Origin of the sequence: Litorimonas cladophorae, assembly GCF_014652455.1 — a bacterium.
In the GTDB taxonomy this organism is placed as follows: Bacteria; Pseudomonadota; Alphaproteobacteria; order Caulobacterales; family Maricaulaceae; genus Litorimonas; species Litorimonas cladophorae.
On sequence record NZ_BMYV01000002.1, the window covers coordinates 225,004 to 251,245 of the forward strand.

At 52.1% G+C, this 26,242-nt stretch carries 23 protein-coding genes; 15 read left to right on the forward strand and 8 right to left on the reverse strand.

Annotated elements, in window-relative coordinates; all coding sequences use genetic code 11:
- The 3 genes from astB to astD are packed head-to-tail and all read left to right on the forward strand — an operon-like array spanning window position 1 to window position 4,013.
- Window positions 1-1,359 carry an N-succinylarginine dihydrolase gene (gene astB / locus IE073_RS08905; RefSeq protein ID WP_189584513.1) on the forward strand — a complete coding sequence of 453 codons (1,359 nt, stop codon included), beginning with the start codon at window positions 1-3 and terminating at the stop codon, window positions 1,357-1,359.
- Window positions 1,356-2,624, forward strand: coding sequence for a hydrolase (locus tag IE073_RS08910; RefSeq protein WP_189584516.1), 1,269 nt, complete (start codon window positions 1,356-1,358; stop codon window positions 2,622-2,624). Before astB ends, IE073_RS08910 begins: the two co-directional genes overlap by 4 nt.
- 3 nt (window positions 2,625-2,627) lie before the next feature.
- The gene (astD, locus tag IE073_RS08915) at window positions 2,628-4,013 is read left to right on the forward strand and encodes a succinylglutamate-semialdehyde dehydrogenase (RefSeq protein WP_189584519.1); all 1,386 of its coding nucleotides are present in this window, start codon (window positions 2,628-2,630) and stop codon (window positions 4,011-4,013) included.
- A gap of 26 nt (window positions 4,014-4,039) precedes the next feature.
- Here the strand turns inward: astD and IE073_RS08920 are convergent, their stop codons facing one another.
- Window positions 4,040-4,507 (reverse strand): Lrp/AsnC family transcriptional regulator, encoded by a 468-nt coding sequence (locus tag IE073_RS08920; RefSeq protein ID WP_189586218.1) that lies wholly within the window; start codon window positions 4,505-4,507, stop codon window positions 4,040-4,042.
- Window positions 4,508-4,619: 112 nt separating this feature from the next.
- Between IE073_RS08920 and IE073_RS08925 the strand changes: the two genes are divergently transcribed.
- Entirely contained in the window at window positions 4,620-5,798 is a 1,179-nt protein-coding gene (locus IE073_RS08925) for a methionine gamma-lyase (RefSeq protein ID WP_189584521.1), read from the forward strand.
- A gap of 4 nt (window positions 5,799-5,802) precedes the next feature.
- On the opposite strand, the gene IE073_RS08930 is transcribed toward IE073_RS08925, so the two are convergent.
- Window positions 5,803-6,933 (reverse strand): THUMP domain-containing class I SAM-dependent RNA methyltransferase, encoded by a 1,131-nt coding sequence (locus tag IE073_RS08930; protein WP_189584523.1) that lies wholly within the window; start codon window positions 6,931-6,933, stop codon window positions 5,803-5,805.
- Window positions 6,934-7,088: 155 nt separating this feature from the next.
- Here IE073_RS08930 and IE073_RS14165 point away from each other — a divergent pair, with 155 nt between their 5' ends.
- The 3 genes from IE073_RS14165 (at window position 7,089) to gyrB (ending at window position 11,001) form a co-directional block, all read left to right on the forward strand.
- Window positions 7,089-7,466 carry a hypothetical protein gene (locus tag IE073_RS14165; protein ID WP_233349953.1) on the forward strand — a complete coding sequence of 126 codons (378 nt, stop codon included), beginning with the start codon at window positions 7,089-7,091 and terminating at the stop codon, window positions 7,464-7,466.
- 197 nt (window positions 7,467-7,663) lie between these two features.
- Window positions 7,664-8,401 carry a DUF481 domain-containing protein gene (locus tag IE073_RS08935; RefSeq protein ID WP_189584525.1) on the forward strand — a complete coding sequence of 246 codons (738 nt, stop codon included), beginning with the start codon at window positions 7,664-7,666 and terminating at the stop codon, window positions 8,399-8,401.
- A gap of 143 nt (window positions 8,402-8,544) precedes the next feature.
- Window positions 8,545-11,001: a DNA topoisomerase (ATP-hydrolyzing) subunit B gene (gene gyrB / locus IE073_RS08940; RefSeq protein WP_189584527.1), complete on the forward strand. Its 2,457-nt coding sequence runs from the start codon at window positions 8,545-8,547 to the stop codon at window positions 10,999-11,001.
- Here the strand turns inward: gyrB and IE073_RS08945 are convergent.
- Together IE073_RS08945 and IE073_RS08950 are read right to left on the reverse strand one after the other, a co-directional pair.
- Entirely contained in the window at window positions 10,998-11,354 is a 357-nt protein-coding gene (locus IE073_RS08945; protein ID WP_189584529.1) for a hypothetical protein, read from the reverse strand. The genes gyrB and IE073_RS08945 overlap by 4 nt on opposite strands.
- A 357-nt stretch (window positions 11,355-11,711) precedes the next feature.
- Window positions 11,712-12,542, reverse strand: coding sequence for an acyl-CoA thioesterase (locus tag IE073_RS08950; RefSeq protein ID WP_189584531.1), 831 nt, complete (start codon window positions 12,540-12,542; stop codon window positions 11,712-11,714).
- Between the two features lie 229 nt (window positions 12,543-12,771).
- On the opposite strand from IE073_RS08950, the gene IE073_RS08955 reads away from it, so the two are divergent.
- The gene (locus IE073_RS08955; RefSeq protein WP_189584534.1) at window positions 12,772-13,788 is read left to right on the forward strand and encodes a 2-dehydropantoate 2-reductase; all 1,017 of its coding nucleotides are present in this window, start codon (window positions 12,772-12,774) and stop codon (window positions 13,786-13,788) included.
- 120 nt (window positions 13,789-13,908) lie between these two features.
- On the opposite strand, the gene IE073_RS08960 is transcribed toward IE073_RS08955, so the two are convergent.
- Window positions 13,909-14,403, reverse strand: a complete 495-nt coding sequence (locus IE073_RS08960; RefSeq protein ID WP_189584537.1) for an Hsp20 family protein — start codon at window positions 14,401-14,403, stop codon at window positions 13,909-13,911.
- 218 nt (window positions 14,404-14,621) lie between these two features.
- Between IE073_RS08960 and IE073_RS08965 the strand changes: the two genes are divergently transcribed.
- The 3 genes from IE073_RS08965 (at window position 14,622) to IE073_RS08975 (ending at window position 16,873) form a co-directional block, all read left to right on the forward strand.
- Window positions 14,622-15,488 carry a class I SAM-dependent methyltransferase gene (locus tag IE073_RS08965; protein WP_189584540.1) on the forward strand — a complete coding sequence of 289 codons (867 nt, stop codon included), beginning with the start codon at window positions 14,622-14,624 and terminating at the stop codon, window positions 15,486-15,488.
- Between the two features lie 74 nt (window positions 15,489-15,562).
- Window positions 15,563-15,856, forward strand: coding sequence for an SCP2 sterol-binding domain-containing protein (locus tag IE073_RS08970; protein WP_189584543.1), 294 nt, complete (start codon window positions 15,563-15,565; stop codon window positions 15,854-15,856).
- A 48-nt stretch (window positions 15,857-15,904) separates the two neighbouring features.
- The gene (locus IE073_RS08975; RefSeq protein ID WP_189584546.1) at window positions 15,905-16,873 is read left to right on the forward strand and encodes an alpha/beta fold hydrolase; all 969 of its coding nucleotides are present in this window, start codon (window positions 15,905-15,907) and stop codon (window positions 16,871-16,873) included.
- Between the two features lie 27 nt (window positions 16,874-16,900).
- On the opposite strand, the gene IE073_RS08980 is transcribed toward IE073_RS08975, so the two are convergent.
- Window positions 16,901-18,037 (reverse strand): glycosyltransferase family 4 protein, encoded by a 1,137-nt coding sequence (locus IE073_RS08980; protein WP_189586221.1) that lies wholly within the window; start codon window positions 18,035-18,037, stop codon window positions 16,901-16,903.
- A 504-nt stretch (window positions 18,038-18,541) separates the two neighbouring features.
- Here IE073_RS08980 and IE073_RS08985 point away from each other — a divergent pair.
- Together IE073_RS08985 and IE073_RS08990 are read left to right on the forward strand one after the other, a co-directional pair.
- Complete coding sequence (locus tag IE073_RS08985) at window positions 18,542-20,503, forward strand: ribonucleoside-diphosphate reductase subunit alpha (protein WP_233349957.1); 1,962 nt, start codon at window positions 18,542-18,544, stop codon at window positions 20,501-20,503.
- Between the two features lie 264 nt (window positions 20,504-20,767).
- Window positions 20,768-21,508 (forward strand): lipid A-modifier LpxR family protein, encoded by a 741-nt coding sequence (locus IE073_RS08990; RefSeq protein ID WP_189584549.1) that lies wholly within the window; start codon window positions 20,768-20,770, stop codon window positions 21,506-21,508.
- A gap of 39 nt (window positions 21,509-21,547) precedes the next feature.
- Here IE073_RS08990 and IE073_RS08995 read toward each other — a convergent pair whose 3' ends face one another.
- Window positions 21,548-22,942, reverse strand: coding sequence for a hypothetical protein (locus IE073_RS08995; RefSeq protein WP_189584552.1), 1,395 nt, complete (start codon window positions 22,940-22,942; stop codon window positions 21,548-21,550).
- 96 nt (window positions 22,943-23,038) lie between these two features.
- Between IE073_RS08995 and IE073_RS09000 the strand changes: the two genes are divergently transcribed.
- Window positions 23,039-24,637: a lysine--tRNA ligase gene (locus IE073_RS09000; protein ID WP_189584555.1), complete on the forward strand. Its 1,599-nt coding sequence runs from the start codon at window positions 23,039-23,041 to the stop codon at window positions 24,635-24,637.
- A gap of 80 nt (window positions 24,638-24,717) precedes the next feature.
- Window positions 24,718-25,512 carry a hypothetical protein gene (locus IE073_RS09005; RefSeq protein ID WP_189584559.1) on the forward strand — a complete coding sequence of 265 codons (795 nt, stop codon included), beginning with the start codon at window positions 24,718-24,720 and terminating at the stop codon, window positions 25,510-25,512.
- Window positions 25,513-25,527: 15 nt separating this feature from the next.
- On the opposite strand, the gene IE073_RS09010 is transcribed toward IE073_RS09005, so the two are convergent.
- The gene (locus IE073_RS09010; RefSeq protein ID WP_189584562.1) at window positions 25,528-26,154 is read right to left on the reverse strand and encodes a S24 family peptidase; all 627 of its coding nucleotides are present in this window, start codon (window positions 26,152-26,154) and stop codon (window positions 25,528-25,530) included.
- Window positions 26,155-26,242: the final 88 nt, after the last annotated feature.

Here is a 26,242-nt window from a genome sequence, read left to right on the forward strand (position 1 = left end):
ATGTCTTCGACTTCAAAAACAGTAGAGATGAATTTCGATGGTCTCGTTGGACCTAGCCACAATTATGCAGGCCTGAGCCACGGGAATATCGCGTCATCTTCCAATCAAGGCAATGCCGCCAATCCAAAGGCAGCCGCTTTGCAAGGGTTGGCGAAAATGCGGAGGCTCCTAGACTTGGGCATCCCTCAAGCCGTCTTGCCGCCGCAAGAACGCCCTTATGTGTCAGGTCTTCGTGCTTTGGGATTTGGTGGAACCGACGGTCAGGTTTTAGAATCCGCTTTCGCGCACAGCCCTGCGCTGGTCGCGAACTACAGCTCGGCGTCCTGCATGTGGACGGCCAATGCCGCGACGGTCACGCCCAGCGCCGATAGTTCCGATGGTCGCGTGCATTTCACGCCCGCAAATCTGACCGCCATGCCGCATCGCGCGCTTGAAGATCAGCAAACCCGTCTCACCTTGTCTGCGATTTTCGCCGACCGAGACCATTTCGCCGTCCACGCCCCATTGGCGCATACACCGCTATTGGGAGATGAAGGGGCCGCTAACCATAATCGGTTGTCTGCGTCCCATGGAACCGCTGGCGTTGAGGTCTTTATCTATGGACGCGACGCGCTGGGGCCAAAAACTGATCTCAAATTTCCGGGGCGGCAGACATTGCAGGCCTCAGAATCTGTTGCGCGGCTTCATGGTCTCAACGCTAAAAACGCTGTGTTCCATCCCCAAAGTGCCACCGCCATCAATGCAGGGGCATTTCATAATGATGTCGTGTGCGTCTCGAATGAGACGGTTCTGTTCTTCCATGAAAACGCCTTTGATGACCCAGCTGCGCTGAAAGCTAAAATCACGGCGCAGACAGACTTATTGGGGTTTGACCCTTATTTCCTAATGGCAGGCGCAGACGCCGTTCCATTGCCTGATGTGATTTCGAGTTATTTGTTTAATTCGCAGCTCGTGACTCTGCCCGACGGTGGCATGGCGCTGATCCTGCCTAGCCAAGTCGAAGAGACGGCCTCAACCAAAGCCTTTGTCGATCAAACGCTGGCGGGGGATAATCCGATTACGCAGGCACATTATCTGGACTTGCGGCAGTCTATGGCCAATGGCGGAGGCCCCGCGTGTCTGCGTTTACGCGTCGCGTTAAACCCCGCGCAATTTGCCGCTGTTCAAGAGGGCGTCATCATGACCTATGACAAGATCACGCATTTAGAAAATTGGGTGAAAGCGCATTATCGCGACCGCCTTGCATGTGATGATTTGGGCGATCCTAAGTTCTTACAGGAAAGCCGCGACGCGCTTGACGCATTGACGCAAATCTTGAACCTGCCCAACCTGTATGATTTCCAAAGGAGCGGCACATGAATGTCGATCACATTCCCCTCGGTAAGTTGACCGAAACGGACCAAGTTGCGCTAGATAAAATTGCCGCGCGCCAAGACGACATGTTGGCGCGGACAATTGGCTGGTCCAAGATCAATACGGGCAGCTGGAATGCCGCGGGATTAAATGATTTCTCAAAAGTTCTCGCCGAGGTCTTTGGCGAAACTGAAGCCGTCGTTGAGCTGGTTCCGACAGCTCCGATTGAGAAAGTCGATGCCAAGGGCAATATGCAGGGCTTCCAGTCTGGGCCTGTTTTGCGGGCCACGGCTCGCCCTGACGCGCCCAATCAAATTGTCATGACAGGGCATTACGACACTGTGTTCCCAAAAGGCACATTCACCGAGGTCACAGACCTTGGCGACGGGCGATTTAACGGTCCTGGCCTGACGGATATGAAAGGCGGCATTTGCGTGATGTTGGAGGCGCTGAAAGCCTTTGAATCCGGACCGCTAAAAGACCAACTTGGCTATTGCGTTGTTCTCTCCCCCGATGAGGAGACAGGCAATCATGCGTCCAATGATATGATCATGGAGGCGGCGCGCAAAGCGCATCTGGGCCTAACATTTGAGCCCTGTATGGAAGACGGCAGTTTTTCTGGCGCGCGTAAAGGCAGCGCAGTTTGGGACGTCATCTTCCAAGGTAAATCCGCTCACGCGGGCCGCGAGCCCGAGAAGGGCCGCTCCGCGCTCATGGCGGCCTCTGATTTCGCCTTACGCATTGAAGCTTTAACGGATGCGCGCGAAGGCACGACATTCAACATTGGCTCAATTGATGGCGGAGACGCTGTGAATGTGGTGCCCGCGCTTTGTGTCGTGCGTCTCGGAGCACGCGCGCCTGATGCTCCGTCGGCTGATTGGGCGCAGGCCCAAGTAGATGCGGCGCTGGCTGAAGTTCTGAAACGTGACGGAATTACCGCTCATACGCATGGCGGATTCTACCGCCCCCCCAAACCTCGCAATGCCGCGCAGAATAAATTATTTGGCGACGTCGCCGAAACAGCTGAAGCCTTAGGCATAACTATTCAATTCAAAGATACTGGCGGTGTGTGCGAAGGAAACAACGTTTTCGCGGCGGGCACGCCAAATATCGACACGCTCGGCGTGCGCGGTGGACGCATCCATTCATCCGAAGAATTTTTGGTCGCGGACAGCTTGTCTGAAAGGGCGGGTCTTGCGACGCTGATCCTTCACCGTATTGCCGAGGGTCGCATCGATGCAAAAGCGATCAAAGCCCTGATGGGAAAATAGAATATGTCCGATACTTTTAAATCGATTTGCCCAGCGACAGGTGATGTCGTCTGGGAAGGCGCGCCTGCCTCCGCTGCACAGGTTCAAACGGCTGTTGCCAAGGCCCGTGCCGCATTTGCAGACTGGTCCCTACGTCCGTTTCAATTTCGCGCAGATATTGCGCTGGCTTATGCGGAGCGCGTGCGTGAGCATAGTGAGGCCATTGCCCTCGCCATTTCGCGGGATATGGGCAAGCCGCTTTGGGAGGCCCGTACGGAAGCGGGCGCGATGGCGGGTAAAGTCGCTGTTTCGATCAAATCCTATAATGAACGTACGCCGACGGTCATCACGGATGCGACGCGTTTGGCCCATCGTCCGCACGGCGTGATGGCAGTCTTCGGCCCGTTTAACTTTCCTGGACATTTGCCCAATGGTCACATCATTCCGTCGCTTTTGGCGGGGAATACGGTTGTGTTCAAACCCTCCGAGCTGACGCCGCAAGTCGCCGATATTATGGTGCAATGCTGGACGGAAGCCGGACTGCCAGACGGCGTGCTGAACCTTGTTCAAGGCGCACGTGAGACAGGCGCAGCCTTGTTAGATGCTGACATCGATGGATTACTTTTCACAGGCAGTGCGAAGACAGGCACATTTTTCCATAAACATTTCGCGGGCCGTCCCGAAGTTTTATTGGCGCTGGAAATGGGCGGCAATAATCCGCTCATCATTCAAGACCCCGTCGATGTTGACGCGGCGGCTGACCTTGCCTTTATGAGCGGATATATCACGGCAGGACAACGGTGCACTTGCGCCCGCCGTTTGATCTTGCCTGAAGGTGCTTTTGGCGATGCCGTCATAGAGGTGTTATTGGCCAAAATCTCAAAAGTGAACATCGGGCGCTGGGATATCGATGATATCTTCATGGGGCCCGTGGTTAGTGTCGGCGCCGCCGAAGCGGCCAGTGCATTTGAAGCGGAACTTCTTTCAAAAGGGGCAAAGTCATTGTCAGCGCTTGACCGTGACGGCGCATTTTTGCGTCCGGGATTGATTGATGTCACAGGTATCTCGGTTCCTGATGAAGAGCTCTTCGCGCCATTCCTACAGGTCATTCGTGTGCCGAATTTAGACGCCGCCATTACTCAAGCTAACGCCACGCGGTTTGGTTTGGCGTCAGGATTGATCTGCGACGACGGCGCAGTGTGGGACCACGCGTGTCCTCGTTTGCGAGCCGGTATCGTCAATTGGAATAAGCCCACAACGGGAGCCGCTTCGACACTGCCATTTGGCGGACCAGGTCTGTCTGGCAATCATCGCCCCGCGGCCTATTACGCTGCCGATTATTGTGCTTGGCCACAAGCCGGGCAAATCGCTGACGTCGCGGTTGGACCCCCGATGCGGGGTATGACCTAAATAAACCTGTGTGCAGAAAAGTGTATCTATTCCGCCGCGTTTAGTGGCGGGAAGACGGCGGTTTTTTTAATCACTCCATAAGCAAAGCTTGTGTCGATGGACGCGATACTGCCAATGGGGTGAAGGTGTTGCCGCACAAAGGTTTCATAGCTCGCGAGATCCTCGACCACGACTTTCAATAGGTAGTCGGATAGTCCCGTCATCACGTGACATTCCAGAACGTGTTCGGTTTTGCGGATATGGTCCTCAAAACGTTTGATGACGTCCTGTGTATGTTTTTCCAATCGCACGCGTACAAAAACCGTCACCGGTAGGCCGTAGGCTTTCGCATCGACTTGCACATTATAGCCTAGAATGACGCCCGATTTTTCGAGCGCGCGTAGACGTCGCAAGCAAGGCGACGGGGATAGGCTAACGGCCTCGGCTAAATCATGATTCGTCATCCGGCCATTCATTTGAAGGGCGCGAATGATTTGACGGTCTTTACTATCCATAAGACTTAGTATTGGCAGAATCTGCCAATACTGCAATCCAGACAGATGAAATAACACGATATTGGCTTCCAACCTGATATATTCTTCATAAAAGTATCGGGAGGGTAGACAGATGCGCACCACGAAGAGTTTTGCCACGCGTGCGATACATCACGGATATGACCCCGCCCAAAATGAAGGGGCCTTAACGCCACCGTTGCATATGACCTCCACCTTTGTGTTCGAAACCGCCGAGCAAGGCGGCGCACGTTTTGCAGGCGAGGCCGAGGGCCATGTCTATTCGCGCATTTCAAACCCAACGCTGGATCTCTTGGAGCGCAGAATTGCGGTGTTGGAAGGGGCAGAAGCGGGTCTTGCGCTGGCGTCCGGTATAGGGGCGATAACGGCGGCGATGTGGACATTGCTGGAGCCGGGAGATGAGCTAATTGTCGACGAGACGCTTTACGGATGTACGTTCTCATTCCTGCATCACGGCTTGGCGAAATTCGGCATTACTGTGACCCATGTCGATTTGACCGATCCTGAAAACCTCATAAAGGCAATATCGGCAAAAACGCGCATGGTCTATTTTGAAACGCCAGCAAATCCGAATATGCGCCTTGTTGATATTGCGGCCGTGTCCGACATTGCCCACGCGGCGGGCGCGATTGTCATGGTCGATAATACTTATTCCACGCCGTACCTGACGCAACCGATTACGTTGGGCGCAGATGTCGTTGTGCATTCCGCGACGAAATATCTGGGCGGTCATGGGGACGTGATCGCAGGTTTACTTGTGGGCGATCATGAAACTGTCACGCGCATTCGTCTGTTCGGGATGAAAGACATGACGGGCGCCGTGATGAGCCCTTTTAATGCCAGTCTGGTCCTGCGCGGGATCAAGACGCTAGAGCTGCGCATGGACCGTCATTGTCAGAGCGCGATGGTGGTCGCGAAGATGTTAGAGGCCTCCGCCAATGTTGACCGCGTCTGGTATCCGGGCCTCATGAGTTTCGAACAACGGGACCTCTCGCTGCGGCAAATGTCAGATTTCGGCGGGATGATTGCGTTCGAATTAAATGGCGGTATCGCGGCGGGACGCGCCATGATCAACAAGACCCAGATGATCCATTGCGCAGTCTCGCTGGGGGATACGGAAACGCTGATCCAGCATCCGGCTAGCATGACGCATTCGACTTATACGCCTGAAGAGCGTCACCGTCACGGCATCAGTGACGGGCTTGTGCGATTGTCTGTCGGTTTGGAAGGTGTCGAAGATATTTTGGCAGATTTGGAGCAGGCTTTGGCGTAGGCGCCTAAAGCGCATCCGTCTGATAGATTTTGATCTTCAATCCGCCATGCGGAATTGGCGCACTTGGCGTTTTCCATGGCAATTTTGTGGCTTCGGCAAGCGATTGTTCTGTGGTGACCATTCCCACGCGCCAGCCGCTAAACCGCGCCCGCATCACTTCTCCGAAGTTTTGATAAAGCGAAAAAAGTTCGTTCTTATTGCCGATGCGGGTGCCATAGGGCGGATTGACCATGACCAACCCCGGCGGACCTTCGGGCGGCGCAATTTGCGATACGGGCTTCATTTCAAAATGACAGGCTGCCTCGACGCCCGCGCGTTTCGCATTATCTTTCGCATGGGCGATGACCTGCTTCTCGCGATCAGACCCATAAAAATGCGGGGTAGGTTCGCGGGTGAACCAGCCGTCTTTCATGGCTTGGACGGCGTCAGCGTCATAGCTGACGAGATGTTCAAAGGCGAAGCTGCGGTCGCGACCTGCCATCTTATTGGCCGCGATTTCTGCCGCTTCAATCGGAAAGGTTCCTGAGCCGCACATCGGGTCCAGCAAGGGCTCGGTGCGTTTATAACCGCAAGCGCGCAAAGTCATGGCCGCGATTGTTTCGCGCAAGGGTGCTTTGCCCAATGCCAATTTATGACCACGTTTATGCAGCGCCGTGCCTGATGTCTCGAGCGAAAGGATCACGAGGTTTCGCGCAATGCGGACCTTGATCAGGACGTCTGTTGTCTCGATGGAACTCGCGATACGCGCGCCAAATTCTTCGTGGATAGCGGTTTCGATCCGCTGCTCGGCTGCGCCGCCGTGGTAAATTTCGCTTTTCTTATTTGTGCTGACTTCGACCTTGATGCGGTGGCCGGGCGCAATGAAGTCGCCCCATGGGAACGCCCGCGCCCGTTTATCTAACTGCGCCAAATGCATCGCGCGAAATTCGCCAATTCGCGCCAGAACTTTTGATGCGCCGCGCAAGACGAGATTGGCCCGCCAGACATCTTTCCATCCACCTTGGATCAAAACGCCGCCGCTAATAACTTTCGGTTTTCGAAAGCCTTGCTCGCAGACTTCAGCAAACAGTAAATCCTCCAGCCCCGGCAGGGTCACGAGGAAGATTTCAAATTCAGTTTGGGGCGCATCGGTCATATGTCGCTGCGCCTATCACGGAGCAAAGGAAGACGCACGTAGGGAATGCGGTATGCCGTTCCTTGCTAAGAGTAGACAAGATGCTGTTCAACAACTGGGTTTGAGGTTCACAGTTAATCGCGGCGACGCCGCCCCAAAATTTACCACTGGTGTCCATGTCATGTATCAAGTGCAACTTGCTGGTCGGAAGCCGACCCAGGGAGACCAGCTCCCTGACCGAATGGCATTTGTCGCCGATGCAACTTGGCTTGATTATCGGCTTAATGATGGCTCTGGGAGCGTGCGGTGAGTCTGAACTTCGCCTGCATAGGCCAGACAATATCTCCAGCGATATCATTATCAACGTTGTGCAAGAGCGGGACGCTCCGTGGATTGTGAGCTATGAAAGTGGTCCGCGAAAAACGGCTGACATTTGGCCGCTTGGCAAAACTATTTCTCTGCGTCTCAGTGCGGAGGAGGATGGACATACCTTATTCATACCAATCCTCGGGGTTCGTTTGCCTAGCGTTGCGGGACAGACGTCGCAGAGTTAGTTTGCAGTGAAGAAGCTCTCAACGTCTTCGCTTCCTTTCTTTCTAATGCGGAAATGAAACCCTCTGCTTGGTTGAGTGTGGGCGCTTTGTTGTTTTCCAATTCATTAAAAACTAACTCTGTTCATCACTTATACAGCTTTGTGGAAATATGGCCCCGTTCTCAGAATTGAAGACCCTCACAAACGGAGACCCAGGTCATGACATTTTTCTCGAAAACACTTATCGCCACTCTGGCGACGTCCTCTCTTGCCTTTGCAACGGCTGCGACAGCGCAAGACGCCTCGGATGACGGCTGGTCTGGTGAAGCGTCCCTAACGGGGTCGCGTACAACGGGTAACACCGAAACAACCGACGTCGGCTTAGGCTTAAACCTTCAGAAAACGACAGATGTGTGGCGTCATACTTTCAAGGCTTCTGCTGACTTTGGCCGCGTCTCAGGCACAACAAGCCGTGAGCGTTTCGTCTTGGGCTATCAAATTGACCGCGATCTCTCCGACCGCCTCTATGTCTACGGCAATGGTGACTATTTCAGCGATAAATTCGGCTCCTATGAGGAAGGCTACTTCCTCGGCGCTGGTTTGGGTTACAAGGCTGTCTTACCTGGGCCGCTCGGTTGGGATTTGGAAGCTGGTCTTGGCTACCGTTCACAAACGTCGCAAAGCCCGTTTTCAGTCACGGATGAAGAGTTGGCGCTACGCGGTGCGTCAAAGCTCAAATATGCGCTGAATGATAATGTCTCCGCTTACAACAACAGCGAAGTTATCTATGGTGACAGCAACACATATCTTTGGAACGAGACAGGTTTGACAGCGAATTTGATGGGCAATTTGGCCGCGCGTGCGTCTTTCCGTATCGATCACAATACCGATGTCGCTTCTGGCCTAGAAAAGACAGACACAATTAGCCGTTTCGGCGTCGTTTACACGATGAAATAAGAAAAAGCTTAGGCGGGCTGTTAAGGCCCGTCTCTCGCACCTTCAAGGGCGCATAAGATAGCTTCAGGCGTACCGTGTAAGTCCCTTACATTGGTGCGCCGAATCTTGTACGAATCACGGAAGATTCAAGCAGGATTCACTCAATGGCCGAACCCGTCCCGACCACTCCCGAAGCTGGGCCCATCGCTGGCCCTGAATATGGCGCCGATTCTATCAAAGTCCTCAAGGGCTTGGATGCCGTGCGCAAGCGCCCTGGCATGTATATCGGGGATACGGACGACGGGTCCGGCCTTCATCATATGGTCTATGAGGTCGTCGATAACTCCATCGATGAAAGCCTGGCTGGGCATGCGGATCGTGTTGAGGTCGTCTTGAATGCCGATGGCAGCGTCTCCGTCAGCGATAACGGGCGGGGTATCCCCGTCGCGATTCACACGGAAGAGGGCATCTCTGCGGCTGAAGTGATCATGACCCAGCTTCATGCGGGCGGAAAGTTCGATCAGAACTCTTATAAGGTCTCTGGCGGCCTCCACGGTGTGGGTGTTTCAGTTGTGAACGCTTTGTCCGTGTCGTTGAAGCTAACGATTTGGCGCGACGGCAAAGAGCATTTCATGGAGTTCTCTCATGGGGATTCGGTTGCGCCGCTCAAAATCGTCGGCGACGCGCCCGTTGATAATCGCCGTGATGGCACATCGCGCACGCTGACCGGTACAATGGTGCGTTTCTTACCCTCGGAAGAAACGTTCACAATGGTTGAATTTGACCGCAACACGTTGGAACGCCGCCTACGTGAATTGGCGTTTCTGAACTCGGGTGTGATGATCATTCTGACGGATGAACGCACCGAAGAGCGGAATGTAACAGAGCTATACTACGAAGGTGGCATCGAAGCTTTTGTTCGTCATTTGGATGCCAATAAAGTGCCTGTCCTGGATACGCCAATTAAGGTGCATGCGGAAAAAGATGGGATCACCGTCGACGCCGCACTGTGGTGGAATGACAGCTACCATGAGAACGTGAAGTGCTTTACGAATAACATCCCGCAACGCGATGGCGGAACCCATTTGGCAGGCTTCCGTGGCGCGCTAACGCGAACGATCAATACCTATGCCCAAGGCATGTCCAAGAAAAATGACAAGGTAAAACTCTCAGGTGATGATGCGCGTGAAGGTTTGACTTGTGTTCTTTCGGTCAAAGTCCCCGACCCAAAATTTAGTTCACAGACCAAGGACAAACTCGTCAGTTCCGAAGTTCGACCCGTTGTCGAGTCTGCGATGAACGAAGCCTTGGCCGAATGGTTCGAAGAGCATCCAACCGAGGCCAAACAGATCGTAATGAAGATCGCTGAAGCGGCGATGGCACGTGAAGCGGCGCGGAAAGCCCGTGATTTGACGCGAAAGAAAAGCTCCTTGGATGTGGCGTCACTGCCAGGGAAACTTGCCGATTGCCAAGAGCGCGATCCGGCCTTGTCCGAAATCTTCATTGTGGAAGGGGACTCTGCGGGCGGCTCCGCGAAGCAGGCGCGTGATCGTCATAACCAAGCGATCTTGCCACTGAAGGGTAAAATCCTAAACGTCGAGCGCGCGCGCTTTGACCGCATGTTGTCTTCGCAGGAAATCGGGACTTTGATTACGGCGCTGGGCACGGGCATTGGCCGTGATGATTTTGACGCTGACAAAGCGCGTTACCACAAGATCGTCATCATGACCGATGCGGATGTCGATGGTGCCCATATTCGGACGCTGTTGCTGACGTTCTTCTATCGTCAGATGCCAGAGTTGATCGAACGGGGTTATCTCTACATCGCGCAGCCACCGCTTTATAAAGTCGAACGCGGCAAAAATACGCAATATATTAAAGACCAAGAAGAACTTGATGAATATCTCATCGATGCGGGCTCAAAAGATGCCTCATTGTCGCTTGATGATGGACAGGTAATTGCCGGCGAAGACCTCAAGCGTGTCGCGCGTGAAGCATTAGCAGTGCAGCAAATTCTTAACCGCATGAAGCATCGCGCACCTGACAGTGCGATTTCGCAGATTGCGATTTCGGGTATTTTGACAGTTGAGGAAATGCCTGACCTCATTCCACTCGCGGTTGAGCGTCTCGATATGATTGCTGATGAAGGTGAAGACGGCTGGTCTGGGCGCTATGATGATAACGGCGCGCTTGTCTTTGAACGTGATGTGCGGGGCGTGATGGACCGTATCACTATGCGTCCAAGTTTCCGCGATAGTTCCGATGCGCGTCGTTTGCAAAAGCTCGCGCCATCTTTGAAGGAAACCTATTCTGGCACGGCGACGCTGCGTCGCGGTGAAAATGAACCTATTTACGTTTCTGGTCCTGCTCAACTTCTCGAAACGATTTTCGAGGCCGGCCGTAAGGGCTTCAAAATTCAACGCTATAAGGGATTGGGCGAGATGAACCCTGACCAGCTTTGGGAAACGACGCTGGATTCAAATGCACGTTCTCTTCTGCAAGTGCGGGTCGAAGCCGCTGATGCGACGGATGAATTGTTCACGAAGCTCATGGGAGACGTGGTTGAACCCCGCCGTGATTTCATCATTGCAAATGCGTTGGACGCAGAAGTCGACAGCTAGCGTTTGCTGGCTGCGCGCTTCACGTCTTCATTGATTTGGGTGACTGTTTTTTCTAATTCGCGCTCGATAGCTTGCTGCATTTCGAATTGTGCGCGGTCAAAATCATCTTGGGCTTCCTTCTTCATGCAAGCGAGATAAGCATCCACCTTGACGGTATATTGGCTCATCAGACCTGCGGGATTCTGAGTTTGTGAGTTAAATGTTGGTGTTCTTGGTTTGAAGCAGGTCGTGCTGCTCCACGTAAAGTCAGCCCCTGGCGAGGTCTTCAAAATTTCCCCCGCCGTTGCTGTCCCGGGGCTGATCGCCACCAGCCCGATAAGAATGGAAAAAGTAGAAATATAAGATCGCATCATAAGCCTCAAAGTGTTGGCTCACCTTAAGTCTTAGTTCACGAAAAACAAAACCCCCGCATCCACATGGACCCTACGAAAGTCGGGTTAAGCTCCGGGGCGCCACGCGTCACTCATCGTGACAAATTGGATTGTAGCGGGAAACGCATTTATGCTGCCGATCTTACATTCGTCGCGGCGAATGGAACCGCGTCGAAAACTCTTGTGAAAGATATGTTGGCGTCCAGAGATTTTGCCGCAGGTGCGGGTTTGACATCAAATATTCTTGAGGCGCTCTCGGTTTTATCAGGCGGTCGTGCCTCTGTCGTGAATGATAATGACAGCGTGGGCAAACCCGTTGGTTGGAAATCGAAAAGACGTTTAACCGTCAAAGATCGCGATGGATTGCAGGCCTTCGACGATCAATTCGCCATCCGTATTCCAAATACGCATAACTTGACTGGAATATCCGCCACGCGCGGCGGTAAGTTTTGACTCGACATGCCACCACCCGTCGCGGGTTTCTGGGCTGTCTGTCAAAAAATTGACGATCCAGCTCATGGAACTAACAGGCGCAAATTTCCGAAACAGAGGCATGGCAGCGGGGGGTAAGACGTCAGCCAAGCAGAGTAATGCTTCCACGCCAGACCGCGACTTTGAATCTAAATGTCGAGACCAAGCCCGAATATAGCCCTCATCGCCCATCATGGGCCGCGCACCTGCTATCAGGCGCGTGTCGAAGTTATGGAAAAATGAGGGAACTGCATTTCGCGCGGATTCCGGGGTGAACGAATCGCAGTCTTCAGGCGCCGGCGCCTCGGGTGCATCCATACCCACATGGATTGTTGAGCTTCGGGCTGCGCCGAAAAGAAAATCAGCGCGCCCGACAGCCTGATCGCCATTGCGAGCCACGGCACTGACATTCGTGACGTTCCTGCCGCGTCTTTCGAGATTAGCGGTAAGTGTCGGGTTTTCTTTCACAGGCCCAACAAAGTTGACGAGCGCGGACCTGAGAGGCGGCAGGTCCTCAATCTCCTCATGCGCGGTGGCAAGCATTAAAGCGGCGGTTAAACCGCCATAGGCTGTTCGGCCTTGTTTCCAATGCGGAGGAATATCCGCGCTATAAGTTCCATTCTGTGCGGTTAGAGTGCTGCGAATCTCTGACCATCCCGCCATATGTTGCCCAGAAAGCGGTCGTCTCTTGTCTGTCATTTGCTTTACCTGTTTGTCTTATGTCGACGTGCTTTTAGCTTTCGACACGCTGGATCACTTTGGAATACTGCTTTGCCTTGGCAGAGAAGGGAAGGCTGCAATGTCGATGATGGGCTATTCGCGTCTATCGCAACACTGATCTTAGAATTATCTACCCGAAATCTGATACAACTAGACAGCTTACGCGCATTAAGTTTGACATCGTGTCGCGCCGCGCGATGGTGGGGTTATGACAAAGATCGCGATTTTAGGTGCTGGTTCTATCGGATGCTGGTTGGGGGGGCAGCTGGTGGCGGGTGGTGCAGATGTGACTCTCATTGGTCGCAAGCGATATGCCAAACAAATTGCGGAAAATGGGTTGAAGTTGACGCATTTCGAGCGAGACGAAGTCTATCTGCCGAACCTGAATTGCACGACTGACGCTGCCGTTTTGGCTGATGCTGACATCATTGGGGTTTGCACAAAAAGTCAAGATACAGCCGCCGCGGCTCAACAAATCGCAAAATTCGGAAAACGAGGCGTGACGGTTATTAGCTTTCAAAACGGAATTCGAAATGTCGAAATACTGAAGGATATACTACCTGACCATATGGGGATCATACCCGCGATTGTACCTTTTAATGTGACGCCGACAGGCCCGGGTTGTTTTCATAGCGGGACTGCGGGTGACCTTGTTCTGGGCTCCGCACCTTTGCCTTTGTTATCGGCTTTCCAAAACAGCGGACAAGGTGTGTCTGTCTCTGGTAACATTGTGGGTGATCAATGGGCAAAGATGATCGTCAATCTGAACAATGGCCTGAACACGCTAACTGGTGGCACGTTGCGAGAGGGCCTAATGCAGCGCGACTACCGGCGAGCCTTGGCGCTGTGTGTTGAGGAGGCCCTGTGTGTTGCAGACGCGGCAGGGGTGAAAGTGGGTACGTTTAATGGCCGCACACCATCTGCTTTGGTGAAAACACTCCGATTGCCAAATTGGGCTTATGGGCTTGTTATGCAGCTGATCGTCAAAATCGATGCCAAGGCGCGGTCCTCTATGTTGGATGACTTAGAGGCAGGGCGCCCATCCGAAATCGATTTTTTGCAAGGTGAGATCGTTCGCCAAGCTGAAAAGGCGGGTGTCTCTGCACCTAAAAATGCCGCCATATTCGCCGCCGTATCGGAGGCGTTTGAAAAGGGCATTAGTCCAAAAATAACGGGATCGGAAATTCTGGCGTTAGTTAAATCAACGGCCGCACAAACTCTGTGAAAAGTGCGTCGCCCAACGTTGGGAGGGATTGGTTGGGCGACGCTTTTTGATGCGCTCTCAGGTTAGGCTGGAAGCTAAGGGGGAAAGCATCCTGTCCTGATAAAGCGGCATCCTTTAAACCTAGGCAGCCTTTTTGATTTTGCCAGACTTGGCATCAATTAACTTTCCGTCAGGTTCAATTAGATCAGTGCCGATAGCGATTTTTTGTGGTTTCAAAGCTTCGGGCACTTCACGTACAAGATTGATCGTCAACAGCCCGTTCGTAAGGGCTGCGGAGCTCACGCGTACGTGGTCTGCCAATTGGAAGCGACGCTCAAATCCGCGCTCTGCGATACCGCGATGAAGATACTCAACGGTGTCATTTTCAGCAGACGGGGATTGGTTGCCCGACACGGTCAAAACACCATCATGGGTTTCGATGTCAATCATGTCTGTGCTGAAACCCGCGACAGCCAGTTCAATCTGAAACTTGTCTTCAGACAGTCGGGCGACGTTATAAGGCGGATAGCCCGCGCTCGATTTGGCGGCTTGAGATGCGGCAGCATCAATCATATTTGCCATACGGTCGAAACCGACCAAGCTGCGGTAAACGGGAGAGAAGTCATATTGTCTCATTGTATCATCCTTTCAAAAGCGATGTGTTGTGCGGACCCCCAAAATTGGGCAATCCAGATAAAACAAACCCAATATTTGGCGTTTGCTGAAACGAAATAGGAATACAGTCCTGCTGTTCAAGGCCTTCAACTGCAATTTTTACTCGCGGAATTGACTCGACTTTTGTGCGGCGAACCCTATCCCGAGTTCAATTCAATGCGTAGAAACGGGAGATTTTCATGCGCTTTTATACCCCTCTTTTGACTACTTTGGCCGCAACTGCCTTGTCCGCATGTTCAGATGGAGAGACCGCACCGGCGCCTGAGTCTGAAGCTCAACCCGAAGTTAAAGTCGTCACCATGGACGATGTTTTGGCGCATCCTCGCCGTGCAAAAGACGCAGCCCGCGATCAATTTCGTAACCCGAAAGGGACGTTAGCGTTTTTCGATGTTGGCCCGGGAAAGCGCGTCGGCGAAATCTGGCCGGGCTGGTATACGAATGTAACCGCCCCATATTTGGCCGCGAATAATGGGCAATATGTTGCCGTTCTATATCCAGCTGGTGTAAACACGGGTCTGGATGAGCGCATCGCGAAATATAAAGAAACCTATGCTGACAAAGACGTCTATGGCGAAATTGAATATGCGGCGTTTTTGAAAGATACAGGCCCTATTCTAGCTGAGGGTCAGGAGCAACTTGACGTATTATTGACGTTCCGGAATGTCCACAATTGGATGGGTAGCGATTACGCACAGGACGCATTCAATCGTTTCTACGACGCGCTAAAGCCAGGTGGCACTCTAGGTGTGGTCGAGCACCGCTTGCCTGAAACAGCGGTTCAAAACCCAAAAGGCGGCACAGGTTATGTGCAAGAAAGCTATATCAAAGATTTGGCAATCAAAGCGGGTTTTGAGTTTGTTGGGTCGAGTGAGATTAATGCAAATCCTCGCGACACAGCGGATCACCCCTATGGCGTCTGGACTCTGCCACCAAGTTCGCGTTTGCCCAAACCAGACAGCGAAGAGGCCTCAGACTTCAATGCAGAAGCATTTAAGAATATTGGCGAGTCTGACCGTGCAACTTTGAAATTCCGGAAACCAAAATAGCACTAGTCATGGGGGCGTCGCGTCCCCATATATGTCTCACCAAAAAACTAACCTCTGATGTTATGGAGAAACCCATGGAAAATGCTGAAATCGCAGCCAAGATGAACGAAGCCCTCGCGAAAGCGGGCGGTCTAGATAAATCAGTAAAATTTGATTTCGGTGATGATGGTCAGGTTTATGCCTCTGGCACCACGGCTGAAGTCGCTGATAAAGAAGCTGATTGCACGATCAGCGTCGACAAGGCGGACTTTATTGCATTGGCCTCTGGTTCGCTTGATCCGATGATGGCGTTTATGTCCGGCAAACTGAAAGTTGCTGGCGATATGTCTGTTGCGATGGGCTTACAAAGCCTGTTCTCGAACATGTAAATTGAAGATCGGCGCGTCCTCTCTAAAGAGTCTGGTCGCGCCTTTTTAATGTCTACTATCCTCCCAAATTTTGAAGAAGCTGAGATCGTCCTACCTGGGGGGCGAGCTGTTCCTGCGATCTTAGAGCCGCGGCTCAAGACCTATTTTGTGGAACGCGATGGGGTACGTCTTCGGGTGATGTTTGCGAGCGCTGCAACGGATAATCCGCGCGGTTCGATTATCTTTTCTCCCGGCCGGACCGAATTTATCGAAAAATACTTTGAGACAACGGCAGATCTGATTCAGCGTGGATTCAATGTCCTGATGATCGACCCGCGAGGCCAAGGCTTATCTGACCGCCTCATTGATGATCGCCTAAAGTCCTATATTGGGGATTTCCAAGACTACGCTGATGATATGGCTTATGTCGCAGAGCAATTCGCGCCGCTTTTGCCGCGCCCGCATGTGGCGATGGGACACTCGATGGGCGGAACTGTTGTTCTCCAAGCTGTTTTGTCGGGTGTCCTGAAGGCCGATGTTGTGGTTTGCAGCGCACCGATGTTGGGGTTGTTCGATCTCGAAACGTCCCTGATGCGCGTCGCGATTGTCGCGCTATCCCGTCTAGGTTTTGATAAACGCAATCTTCCTTTTCAAAGACAGCGTTCGGGTTTGCCGATTCCATTTCAAGGAAACAAACTGACGTCGGATAAAGAACGATATAAAAGTTGGGCGGCTTACTTTCAGACAACCCCAAGGTTACGGGTTGGACAACCCACATATGGCTGGATCCGGGCTGCTGTTGCGTCGATGGCTTATGTGAACCGGAACGCACCGAATTTGAAAATTCCGGGTTTAATGCTGGGGGCTGGGGCCGACCCTATCGTTGATCCTGCAAGTATTGAGCGTTTCGCGCTGTCTGCTGGCTGCGAGTATTCTGTTATTCCTGGTGCGCTGCATGAATTATTCTTGGAACGAGACGTGTACAGAGATGATGCGCTGGCACAGATGGATGCATTTTTTGAAGCACAAAAGATCTAAGTCTTTCTCGCGCGCTCAAAAGTCAGGTTAGCGGTTCGGCCCTCGGGTTTTTTGATGAATGCTGCGAATCGTCTTTCTCGCAAAGTGATATGGGCTCGAGGCGATCCGCGTCATGCGTCTAATTTTTCGCCACCTTTTGCGCGGTTTATATTGCGGTGTTAGTAGCGTGAAAAATACATCGCTCACCGCCTCCCAACTATATGTTTTAGCGTGGGCGACCGCATCTTTCGGGTCCAGTTCTAGAGCCGACAGGCAAGCTGTCCGCAGGTCCTCATCCACCACCCCGCTGTTGGAGCCAGGTATAATGTCTACAGGACCGGAGACAGGAAAGGCGGCTACTGGCAGACCTGAGGCCATGGCCTCTATGATGACCAGGCCGAATGTGTCGGTCCGTGATGGAAAGACAAAGACATCTGCATCCGCAAAATGCCGGGCCAAATCGGTTTCAAATTTTGGACCCGTGAAGGTGACATTTGGATAAGCCTTCTTCAGTTCTTCGAGCTGAGGCCCATCGCCCACAACGACTTTGGAGCCAGGAAGGTCGAGATCGAGGAAGGCTTTGAGGTTCTTCTCCACCGCGACGCGCCCAACATTGATCCAGATTGGCCGCTCTAGCCCGTCATATACATCATCTGGCGCTGATTTCTTATCGGGATTGAACAAAGTGGTATCGACACCGCGCGCCCAAGGCGAGAGATTCGTAAATCCGCGTGCGCCTAAGAACTCGACCATTGACGGTGTCGTGACCATGGTCCGTCCGCCAGCGTTATGGAACCCTCTCACATATCGGTAGGTCCAACTTATCGGAATGAAGGGGAAACGCGCCTTCACATATTCGGGAAATTTTGTGTGGTAACTTGTCGTAAACGGCATGGCCCACTTCACGCAAAGTGCCTTTGCCATTTGGCCGAGTGGCCCCTCCGTCGCAATATGTATGGCTTCAGGCGCAAATGCGATCATGCGGCGTTTCACGTCGCGATAAGCGAAGGGTGCGAGGCGGATATCGGGATAGGTTGGAAGCGGAAGCGTGAAATAGCCGTCGGACGGCGCAATGACCTCAACGACATGACCCCGCTCACGTAATCTGGCCACTGTTTTATCCAAAGTTCGGACGACACCATTGACCTGTGGGTGCCAAGCATCTGTGACGAGCAAGATTTTCATGAGTTGGTAAAAGTCCTCAAGCTGCGAATTGGTCATCCACAGTTATTCCATAGCGGGTCTGTCGACGAATGTAACTGATTAGAGGCCCGTCAGCGTGCTTAGGACGTAAACGCAGGAGCATGTCTATAGGCGGCCATCGCGCCGCGAATCGAAACGCCCGAGAGCCTTGGTTCATCACTTCGTTTCGCCCCCGAAATCACTAGGAATTTTCGGCGTAAAGTACATATTTTTCAAGGGTGTGGCGATCTGTCGTCTTGGGTGTGGACACAATGTGGACAGAACGCTTCGGGACAAAAAATACGCCGAAAATCCAAGGGGTTAAGACTTTGGAAACCTTTTTTCGTCTCTAAGTAACACACTAGCTGTTGACGCTTTAGCCCAAATCAACACTATATGTAGTAGAGGAATACGGTTTACCCAACATAGCGTCCCACTGGGAACTTACGTAAAACTGCGTGGGAGGGATGGATTTGTTCGAGCCGTTTGGGGACAAGGAAGAGTAAAATGATAGAATCAAACGAAGACTTCCGCACGGCTGAAGCAACCGCGGAGATGAACCAATTGGAAACGCAGAATATGGACGTACTTGCCGCTGATTTGGACGATGTGAATGCCCCGTCTGGTATTCCAATGAGCGACACGATTGCAGTGCGAGAGCCTGAGCTTGAGTTCAAGCCTCGCCCAGACCGCCCAAAACAAGACAAATCCCGCAATGCTCTCCTCACAGACTTCGGCAAGCGGACGTTGCTAGACCGCTATCTCCTTCCTGAAGAAAGCTTTCAGGATATGTTTGGGCGTGTCGCTCAGGCCTATGCCGATGACACGGAACATGCGCAGCGTCTATATGACTACATGAGCCAGCTCTGGTTCATGCCAGCCACGCCCGTACTCTCTAACGGCGGTGCGAAGCGCGGATTACCGATCTCCTGTTTTCTAAACGCAGTAGATGACAGTCTTGATTCGATCGTTGATGTTTGGAACGAGAACGTCTGGTTGGCGTCAAATGGCGGCGGAATCGGAACTTATTGGGGCAATGTACGCTCTATCGGCGAGAAGATTGGCCGCGCTGGAAAAACATCCGGTATTATCCCGTTCATCCGCGTTATGGACAGCTTGACCCTGGCGATCTCTCAGGGCTCCCTGCGTCGAGGGTCTGCCGCAGTTTATCTGGATATTCACCATCCCGAAATTGAAGAATTCCTCGAAATTCGTAAGCCTTCAGGCGACTTCAACCGCAAGTCTCTAAACTTGCACCATGGCTTGAACATCACAGATGATTTCATGGAAGCCGTAGCTGCGGGCGAAGAATATCCGCTGAGAAGTCCACATACAGGCGAAACGATTAAACACGTCGATGCGCGAAAGGTTTGGCAGAAAATTCTCGAGATGCGTCTCGCGACGGGTGAACCATATATGGTGTTCTCCGACACCGTGAATAAATCTCTCGCGAAACATCAGCGCGATGCCGGGTTGAAAGTTCAGCAATCCAACCTTTGCGCGGAAATCATGCTCGCGACAGGTCGTGACAAATATGACCGCCAACGTACGGCTGTGTGTTGTCTCTCCTCTGTAAATGCCGAGACATATGAAGAATGGAAAGACGTCCCGGGCTTCATCGAAGACATTATGCGGTTCTTAGATAATGTTTTGCAGAGCTTCATTGAAGACGCGCCGACACCGATGAATGATGCGAAATATTCAGCGATGCGTGAGCGTTCTGTTGGTCTTGGCCTCATGGGCTTTCACTCCATGTTGCAAAGCAAAGAGATTCCATTCGAAAGCGCGATGGCGAAGTCTTGGAATATGCGTCTTTTCGCAAAAATTCGTGGTGATGCCGACAAAGCATCCGTGAAATTAGCCGAAGAGCGCGGGCCGTGCCCTGATGCTGCTGATATGGGCGTCATGGAGCGTTTTTCGCATAAAATGGCGGTTGCTCCGACGGCATCCATTTCCATCATTTGCGGCGGGACATCTGCAGGCATTGAGCCAATCCCGGCCAATATTTACACGCATAAAACGTTGTCGGGCTCCTTTACGGTCCGGAATAAGCATCTTGAGGCTGTCCTAGAGGCCAAAGGTAAGAACACCGAAGGTATTTGGGCGACAATCTTAGAAAATGAAGGCTCAGTTCAGCATCTTGGTTGTTTGGATGAGCATGAAAAAGCGACGTTCCGTACCGCTTTTGAAATCGATCAGCGCTGGGTGATTGAGCATGCGGCCGATCGTGCGCCGCTGATTTGTCAGGCGCAGTCGCTCAACATCTTCCTGCCAGGTGATGTCGATAAATGGGACCTGCATATGCTGCATTGGACTGCTTGGGAAAAGGGCGTGAAATCGCTTTATTATTGCCGTTCAAAGTCAATTCAGCGCGCTGGTTTTGCGGGCTCAGAGGCCAAAACCGAGATTGAGAAGTCTATGGAAGCTGCGGCGCCTACGGATTACGACGAATGCTTGGCCTGCCAATAGGCATTCAGCGCAGATATCGTTTCGGTTAATATCGTCCCGAAACACCAAAATAAGGGGCTGCCATTACCATGGCGGCCCTTTTCACAATGGGTTCAGGTTGCGCCCAGTAGGTTTCCTTCACGTACGAGAGATGGTGATTTTTTTGGCGAATGCCTAAAAAATTTTAAGACTGTCATATTTATGTGGCAAATTTCCCGTATAACTGGTAAGAAATAAAATCAGTCCGATATATTTTGGGGCTGATTGAGAGACGTGGCGCAACCTATGGCCCTGAAGGGACAGACATTTCTGGATAGTAAATATCGCGGTTCATCGGCGATAGTCGCTATTATTGTGGGCTTTTCGCTTTCCTCGACAGTCTTCGCTCAATCTAGCATGCCTGCGGAATCGCTAGAGAACTCCAAAACGACCGTTCAGCCGAGCGAGGGATTGAGTTTCAACTTACCTGCGAGCCCAGATTTTACATCCCAAACGGGACCTTTGCTTGAATTGCCTCCGAGTGCGGTTGGATCGACTCTTTTTAAATTGGACCTCACCGACCCTGGTTGCGCCAATGGATCGGGAGCCTGTTTACGCCGCTCGGACCAAATGGACTTAGGTTTAACAGATACATTTCGCCGTCGCTCGGAAAAAGGATTGGATCTTTCTCTTACCCCGCGGGCTTCTCTGCGTTTTGACGACGAGATAAGCTCTACCGCCGTGGGTGCCGTGATTGAAATTGGCGAAGATCTAAGAACAGGCTCTGAATTCAAAAGCAATACATGGTATTTCTTTGCAGGTGCAGATGCCGAGGCTTTAACATATTCACCCAGTTCCGTCGGGCGTATCACCTCTGGTGAGTTCCATTTGCAGGACCGAATTATCGTTGGTGATGCGCAGGCAGGCCTCGGATACCGAATTGGTGACGCAGATGTTTCGTTGTCTTATATGAGACGTGAGGCCTCAACTGAGGAATTTACCTATAAAGAAGACGCCGCTGCCCTTTCCTTTACTTGGAAACGTTAGGCTGGACTCTTCTAGACGCTGACTGAACGACAGTTCAGATCAGGGGATCTGCACTCTAAAACTCAAACTAGCCGTATTTCCAGCATAGAGCGTTTCGGGACGAGCATAACCCTTCGGCGAAAAGCAAACATGTTTTACATTTGAATCATATCCAGACGTGGGCGTGTATAGGCACTCTCCAACATTGGATGGGCGAGCGACCAGGTTGGAATAGCGCAAGTCGGTCGCGGCCGTAAAAGTAAGGCCACTTGTCCCCGCGTCAAACAACACAGGTCCGGAAGCGGGGCCAGCACCATCCATGTCACCATTAAAAAATTCGACTTCCTCTGGCAGGCTGTCGACCAGGAAAATACTATTCAGATCGGCTGGGCCATTGCCCGTGTTTTGTATATCAATTGTGTATACCACATCACTACCCGGAACCGCGTAGACGGTAGGATTGTCGGCCGCCATGGCCAATGATTTTGACGCTTCAAAAAGCGCCGACTGATTTGAGTCGAATGCGGCATAGTAGACTTGTTCTGCTGTATGGGTGCGACTCGAGTCACCTACCAGAGTTTCTTCTTCGATCGCGAGCTGGATGGCATTATTGGGCAAGGGATCACTGCCATATAGCACGGCCCACCCGCCATCGCCGCCATTCTCAGCTGCTTGTGTTGCGACGGCGGTGTCAAAATCACCAGACACCGTGTAGTTGTACGCAGGTGAATTCCCGACCCCCCGAATGGAATTTCCACCCAAGGCGAATACATAGCTGACGCCATTCACCGTTCCAGATCCAGGTTGGGCGACAATATAGCCTAAGGTCTCGGTTCCTCGCGTGCCGCTCAGTTGGCCAATATGTTTGCCGACGCAAAAATTTGTAAGCGTTGGCGGTGCGCCTCGGTTGGAACAATTATTGGTCCAAAAAACGCTCGCGCGCGAATCAGCGAAGGTCATAACCTGCCCGAAAATGGCCATGGCGCTGAAACCAGAAGTCAAAGAGGTCGTGACATTTTCGGTTGTTGTGTTGGACCAACCTACATTTTTGCCGCTCACATTCGTAGATTGAACCGTTCTCGCCTCAATCTTTCGTCCATCGGCTAAAGTATGAGCCCCAGTTTCAACTACAAGGCAGTGCACATCGGATGCGGAGAGACTTGCGGGGTCTTCAAATCTCTGGGCACGTACTTCAAAACTTAAGGGCCCTACATTTCGGACACGCGTATGGGCTTCATTATTGCTGCTGGAGGCAAGGACATAGGTACAGCTGACAACGGGTGCGACATAATCATTTGCCAATGTAACCGTCTTCCAGCTCACACCTACAGACGGAACTCGATGTGTCTCAATGAATGTATCAAGTACCATGACGTTGGTTTGGGCCGCGGTCAGCGTCGGTAAACCGAAAATTGAAAGGCAAAAAAGCCAGATGATTTGTCGAGCAATACTCATGACGCTATCATAGGTGGTATAATTTAATATTCGTAAACAGGGCTGCTTCTTCCGTCCTATGTTGACGCTGTCCCACCCAAGGCTTATCCGCGCGCTATGACACATGAAGTATATATGACCTCCAAAGCTTGGCCCTTCGATCAGGCACGCGCGATTTTACGTCGGTTGGATATCGAAAAGAAACGCGGGATTGATCGGGCGGGCCGTCCCGTAGTGTTCGAAACGGGATATGGCCCGTCGGGCTTACCGCATATTGGGACATTCGGAGAGGTCGTTCGGACAACAATGGTCAGAAACGCATTCATAGCGTTGACCGAAGGCAAAATCGAAACCCGTCTCATCTGCGTTTCCGATGATATGGATGGCATGCGGAAAGTTCCGAGTACGGTCCCGAATCCCGAAGATCTTGAGCAATTTATGCAAAAGCCCCTGACCGATGTACCGGACCCATTCGGGACGCATGATAGTTATGGAGCGCATATGAACGCGCGCCTGCGGGCTTTCTTAGATGGTTTTGGATTCGAATATGAATTTATGTCGGCAACGGAGCTATACCGAACTGGGGCCTATGACGCGTATCTGCTGAAGGCACTGGCGAAATTTGACGATATTATGAAAGTCATGTTGCCAACGCTCGGCGAAGAGCGGCGCGCGACGTATTCTCCATTCTTACCGATCAGTCCGTCGACGGGTCGCGTTCTCTATGTGCCGATGAAGTCTATAGATGCCGAAGCGGGTACAATCACTTTTGACGATGAGGATGGAACAGAAGTCACGCTCCCCGTCACGGGCGGAAACGTGAAACTGCAATGGAAGCCTGACTTCGGCATGCGGTGGGCGGCACTCGGCGTCGACTTTGAGATGTTCGGCAAAGATCATCAGGATAATGCGCCGCTCTACTCTCGGATTTGTAAAATTCTCGGTGGCGAACCTCCGGTCCAATTCGTTTATGAGCTATTTCTCGACGAAAAAGGCGAGAAAATTTCTAAAACCAAAGGGAACGGAATTTCTGTCGAGGATTGGTTGAAATATGCGCCGCCAGAAAGCCTGTCGCTCTTTAATTTCGCGAAACCACGTGCGGCGAAGAAGCTCTATTTCGACGTTATACCAAAGACTGTCGATGAATATTACCAGCATCTCTCTGCCTATGGGCGTCAAGATGAGGCGCAGCGCGCAGCTAATCCAGTTTGGCATATCCACAATGGACAACCGCCAGCGGAAGACCCGCCGCTAACATTTGCACTCCTGCTGAACTTGGTCAGCGCTGCCAATGCGTCTGACAAAGAAACCCTATGGGGCTTCATTCGCAAATATGCCCCAGATGCAACGCCAGAAAGCAATCCTGGGCTGGATCGGATGACGGAATATGCTGTTAGGTATTACGAGGATTTCGTAAAACCGAATAAGGCCTACCGCGCACCCACAGACCAAGAGCGTGCAGCATTGAGTGATCTTGTCACCCGTTTTCGAAGCGTTTCTACAGAGGAGGCTACTGACGGAGAAGCTCTTCAAACTATGATTTTTTCGGTCGGCAAGGACCATAATTTCGAAAATTTACGTGATTGGTTCAAAGCCATTTACGAAGTGTGTTTAGGGCAAAGCCAAGGTCCGCGTTTTGGATCATTCGTTGCGATTTACGGCCCCGCTGAGACGGCTGATTTGATTGATATGGCCCTCTCTGGCGCAAGAGCCTGATTACCAGCCAGACAATCTGCGATCACCTCACCTGACGTAATTCATTTACGTTATTCCACAATATGTGGAATGGTAGTCGCATGATCAGGTGTGTTCAGCTTCTTTTGACGCTCGGTATCGTTTTCGGCATGAGTTCGGAGGCTTTTGCCGCCGACGCGCTGACGATCAGATCCCAACTCTCTGGCGGAGAATATTCTGTCGCCTATGAAGAGGCCAAAGCTCTGGAGACGGCCGAAGGTTATGGTTTGGCGGCTGAGGCCCTACTGTCCGAAGTTATATTAGGTCGCGCCGAAAAAAATAAGAAGCAATCTAAACGCGCGCGAGCCTATGCGGAAGCGGCGCTTGAGTTGGATCCGACGAACCAAAACGCTCGGTTACAATACGCGATCGCAGACGGCTTCATCACGCGCGAGACAGGCGATGTCTCAGCTTGGCTTAAAAAACTGCCTCAAAAAACCTATGACATCATCCAAGCCTATCGTTCAGACTATCCAGAGGATCCACGCGGCGACGCCCTATTGGGCGCTTGGCACTTAGCCATTATTCGCAAAACAGGAAGCAAGGACGGGCAGTCTTGGTTCGACGCCAATATTGAGGATGGTCGTGCGCTATTTCTAAAGTCGCGTGCTCGTGAGCCGAACGATCTTGTTATCGGCGTGAGTTATGCATTTGCTCTAATTGCCCTTAAAGACAAGGACTTAGATAATACGGAGGAGGCGAGGGCAATTCTTGAACACATAATAGGTTTGAACCCAACTGATTACCTGACCGCTGAGATATTGGGATATGCGCGCGAAGCGCTATTGCGTTTAGATGACCGCGATGCGGCGCGAGATTATGTTGGTCTGTTTTTGGACGGTGAAGTTCCGATGTAAATCGAAGCGCTGCCTCTATTGTGACACCCAAATGATGCGGCCAATCCATTGGATGTCCTGACGGGCCAGCGTACGATCCTCATATTCAGTATTGAGGGAAACAAGTTCAACGACAGCCTCAGTCAATTTGCGCAATTCTTTCGCCATGACTTCGCCTGCATTGGTTTTGACGACGACACGGTCGCCTCGGCGGACTGTCGCATTCGGCGCAACCAGCACCTTGTCACCAGCGCGAAAAACGGGGTCCATCGAATCTCCTGCGATTTCCAGGGCGTAGACATTGTCGTCTAGTTCGCCCGGAATACGCACATCTTCCCATGATCCCCCACAGGGAAACCCAGCATCATCAAAATATCCCTCATCACCAGCTTGAGCCAGCCCGATCACGGGAATTGCGGGGCCAGTGGCGCCTTTATTCTTGGCCATAGAGGCGAAATCTTCAAAATCCATTCCCACGGTTCGTAGGACCTTGGAAATCGACTCGGTCGAAGGCCATCGCGGCTTTCCCGAAGATGTGATACGTTTGGATTTATTAAAGCTTGTCGCATCCAATCCAGCATCACGCGCTAGGCGTGATGGCGAAATGGACTGTTTTGTCGCGAGGCGGTCAAGAGCGCCCCAGATTTCGGCATGTGAAAGCATAGTCTGGAATAGGACTAAATCCCTATAGGGTCAAATAGAAAGCCCGCACCCCCATCAAAATATGATGAAGCTGCGGGTGAATTTCAGA